Consider the following 3891-nt stretch of genomic DNA (forward strand, 5'->3'; position numbering starts at 1 on the left):
AGGAGTGCACAGTCTGCAATGGCAGGTTTCATTCATACAGGAGAGAGGGAAAGGATGCGGGGAGAAATGGTGCATTTATCTACTTTAAAGGTTAAGGTTATTATATTTTTTCTGATAGCAGTCACAGGATGCAGTGCCTTACCTGAGGGGCGAAAATGGGAAGATGTCAGCTTTGTAATGTACCAGACGAGCAGGCTTAAAACCGGGGATATAATTGTAAAGAATAAAAAGTGGGACCCTCTTTCCTGGTACGGGCATGCAGCCGTTATGATAGATGACATGAGTATAGGGGACTATCCTAAGTTCGGAGTGGGCTACTATGAAATAGACAGTTTCTCCTGGCTTTATGAGGAAAGAAAGGTGATGGTTTTAAGATACAGGAATTTTGATGAAAAATTCAAAGAGGCTTTTTTAAAAAATTTGGAAAGTCTCAAAGACGAGGGGTACTGGGTTACGTTTAATAAGAAAAGCAACGATGGGTTTTACTGTTCCCAGTTTGTCTGGTATCTTTACTGGAAAACAGCCAAGGATCTTGGATATGAACTGGACCTTGATTCTGACCGTGGAATACTTGTAATGCCATATGACTTTATAGGGTCTCCGTATTTAGAGCAGATATATTTTAACAATAACTAGGAAGGGGGATCTGCTCCCTCTTTTTTTATGGAGGTAAGTGATGAAAAGAAGTGTTTTTATATTTTTTATGATTTTCAGCTTTGTTCTTTACGGGCGAAACTACACAGAACTGCAAGAGTGGAGGGAAAAGAGACTTCCCATGGAGATAAAAAGCGGGGTACAGGTAGAAATTTATGATTTTGAATCCAGACAGGGTGTGAGGCATGAGTATCCGGCGGTGAATATAAGGATTCACAATAAGGGGAGTTCTACTGTGGATGAGCTGGTTATCGCTCTGTGGTTTTGGTATGAAAGCGGAGTATATGTAAAGGAACTGATTCTTATAGGGGAAAAAGGAGAATATCGTAAAAAACTTTTTTCCGGAGAGGAGAAATATATGCCCGGTGAAAGAAGGTACTATAGCTTTAAAAACTTAAAATTTGATGAAATCACAAATTTAGAGATGAAGATATCCCGGATTAAGACCAGGTAAGTGTCCATTAATGGTTTGTATTATTCAAAAACTTGACACAAGTTAGTTTTTGTAGTAGAAATTATTATGAGAAAATGTAAGGGTTTACAAAAAGGAGGTGTCCCATGAAGATGTCGGATATAGCAAAAAAATCAGGGGTTTCCATAGCAACTGTTTCAAGGGTCATAAATGAAGATAAAAATGTAAAAGACTCTACAAGGGAAAAAGTCCTCAAAATAATAGAGGAGTACGACTATACTCCCAGTGCTATAGCAAGGAACCTTTCTAAGAAAGACAACAATACAATAGGGGTGGTAGTCCCAGATATATCAAACCCTTATTTCTCAGAGATGGTAGAGGGAATAAGTGAGGTCATTGACAGGGAAAACCTTAATATACTCATTTATAATACCAATGATAAAATTCAGAAGGAGCAAAAGTCTCTTCAGATGCTGCTAGAACAGAGAATAAAAGGACTGATAATAACAGTGACCAGCGAAAGCTATGAGAAAGGAAAAATTTATCTGGATAAATTTTTAAAAAGCAATATACCTGTGGTTCTTTCGGACAGGGATATAAAGGACTCCAGTATGGACTGCGTTTTTATAGACAATATAGGGGGAGCGTACAAGGGGGTATCGCTCCTTGTGGAAAACAAACATAAAGATATAGCGATAATAACAGGGCCACTGAAATCTAAGCCCGGCAGGGACAGACTCAAAGGATATAAAAATGCTCTTTCTGAAAAGGAGATAGAGATCACAGAGGAAAATATTTATGAGGGAGACTTTCAGATGGAATCGGGTTATCTTCTTGGGAAAGAGATACTCAAGAGAAAAAAGAGACCCACAGCGGTATTTGTATCTAACAACCAGATGACCCTGGGATTCTTTAAGGCTATGAATGAAATGAAGCTCTCCACTCCTAAGGATATAGCGGTGCTGTCTTTTGACAGGGTGGAATTACTGGATATATTTGATATAAATCTTACAACAGTCTCTGCCTCAGTGAGGGAACTAGGGGTTAAGTCGGCAGAGATACTTCTGGAAAGAATGAAAAACAGGGACAAAGATATAAGCCAAAAGACGATACTTCAAACTACTCTGGACGTAAAAGGGTCAGAAAAAAAAGTGTAAGAAAACCAAAAAAGGTGTAAACGGTTACAAAGGAGGCGTGATGAGTAAAATACTGGTAGTCGGAAGTATAAATATGGACCTTGTAACAAGGGTTTCCAAAGCTCCTAAGACAGGGGAAACAGTTTTGGGTGAAGACTTTAAACAGATACCCGGAGGAAAGGGTGCTAATCAGGCAGTTGCCATGGCCAGGCTGGGATCAGATGTGGCTATGATAGGAATGGTGGGGGAGGATTCATTTGGGGATACTCTGCTCTATGCCATAAAAAAGGACGGGGTGGATATATCCGGTATAGGAAGATGCAGCAGTAAATCCACAGGAATAGCCACTATAGTGGTGGATGATGATGCCAACAACTCCATAATAGTGGTTTCAGGTGCAAATTTTGAAATGAAAAAAGAAGACATAGATAAAAATATTAAACTTTATGAAGATTCAAAGATAGTTGTCCATCAGCTGGAAACCCCTCTGGATATTGTGGAATATTCACTGAAAGTGAGTAAAGCACTGGGGAAAACCACAATACTGAATCCGGCTCCGGCAAAATCCATGTCAGATGAGATAATAAAAAATGTGGATTATCTCATTCCCAATGAGACTGAACTAGAGATCCTTTCTGGGATGCCGGTAAAAACCAAGGAGGATATTCTTCTGGCCTGCCGAAAAATGATGGAAAAGGGTGTAAAAAAACTAATAGTAACCCTGGGTTCTAAGGGTGCTATCTATGTAGACAGTGAAGGTTCAAAAGAGTTTGGTGTGTATAAGGTGGAGGCTGTGGACACAACAGCTGCAGGTGATTCCTTTATAGGGGGATTTACAGCAGCTTTTTCTGAGGGTAAACCTGTGGAAGAGGCCATGGATTTTGCAGCAAAAGTAGGAGCGATAACAGTGACAAGAGAAGGGGCACAGACATCACTGCCTACACTAGATGAAGTTAGAAACTTTAAAGGGGTGGTGTAGTTGAAAAAAATGAGGCTTCTAAACAGTGAGATATCGTATGAAATAGCAAAACTAGGGCATACAGATCATATATGTATAGGGGATGCAGGTCTTCCCATACCAGAGGATGTAAAGAGAATCGATCTGGCTCTTGAGAGGAACATCCCTACATTTATGGGGACGCTGGACGTGGTGCTAGATGAGATGCAGGTGGAAGAGGCTGTAATAGCTTCGGAGATGAAGGAAGTGAGTCCCAAGCTCTATACAGAACTTTTGGAAATGCTGAATAAAAGGTGTCGTGGAGTCAAAATAGAGGAGATTCCACATTCACAGTTGAAAAAAATGACTAAAGAGTCAAAGGCAGTAATAAGAACAGGAGAGTGCACTCCCTATGCAAATATTATCTTAAAATCAGGTGTGGCATTCTAGTCTGGAGGTAAGCTCAGGTGAAAAATAAAATATTGGAACTTCAAGATATGGTGAAAACCTTTCCAGGAGTAAAAGCCCTAAACGGAGCCAGACTAAACCTTTACGAGGGTCGTGTAATGGCTCTTCTAGGAGAAAATGGGGCAGGTAAGTCCACCCTCATAAAGGTGATGACAGGTATATACAAAAAAGACAGCGGAATAATGACCCTTTACGGAAAAAATGCGGAGTTTCACGGCCCGAGAGAATCACAGGATGCAGGTATTGCAATAATACATCAGGAACTGAACCTAATATCCAATCTG

Annotated in this window: 6 protein-coding genes; all 6 read left to right on the forward strand. The window is 40.1% G+C overall.

The features are described 5' to 3' along the window. Nucleotides 1-636, forward strand: a 636-nt coding sequence (locus ABZA26_RS09575) for a hypothetical protein (protein WP_372714300.1), incomplete at its 5' end; no start/stop codon positions are given. Nucleotides 637-676: 40 nt separating this feature from the next. Continuing rightward, nucleotides 677-1108, forward strand: coding sequence for a hypothetical protein (locus tag ABZA26_RS09580; protein ID WP_372714301.1), 432 nt, complete (start codon nt 677-679; stop codon nt 1106-1108). 104 nt (nt 1109-1212) lie between these two features. Further along, nucleotides 1213-2223, forward strand: a complete 1011-nt coding sequence (locus ABZA26_RS09585) for a LacI family DNA-binding transcriptional regulator (protein WP_372714302.1) — start codon at nt 1213-1215, stop codon at nt 2221-2223. A 40-nt stretch (nt 2224-2263) separates the two neighbouring features. Beyond that, nucleotides 2264-3181, forward strand: a complete 918-nt coding sequence (gene rbsK / locus ABZA26_RS09590) for a ribokinase (RefSeq protein WP_372714303.1) — start codon at nt 2264-2266, stop codon at nt 3179-3181. Between the two features lie 9 nt (nt 3182-3190). After that, entirely contained in the window at nt 3191-3589 is a 399-nt protein-coding gene (rbsD, locus tag ABZA26_RS09595) for a D-ribose pyranase (protein ID WP_372714305.1), read from the forward strand. Between the two features lie 17 nt (nt 3590-3606). Continuing rightward, nucleotides 3607-3891 (forward strand): ATP-binding cassette domain-containing protein (locus tag ABZA26_RS09600; RefSeq protein ID WP_372714304.1); only part of this gene is annotated, 285 nt, incomplete at its 3' end.

Source organism: Ilyobacter sp. (assembly GCF_041583315.1).
GTDB lineage: Bacteria > Fusobacteriota > Fusobacteriia > Fusobacteriales > Fusobacteriaceae > Ilyobacter.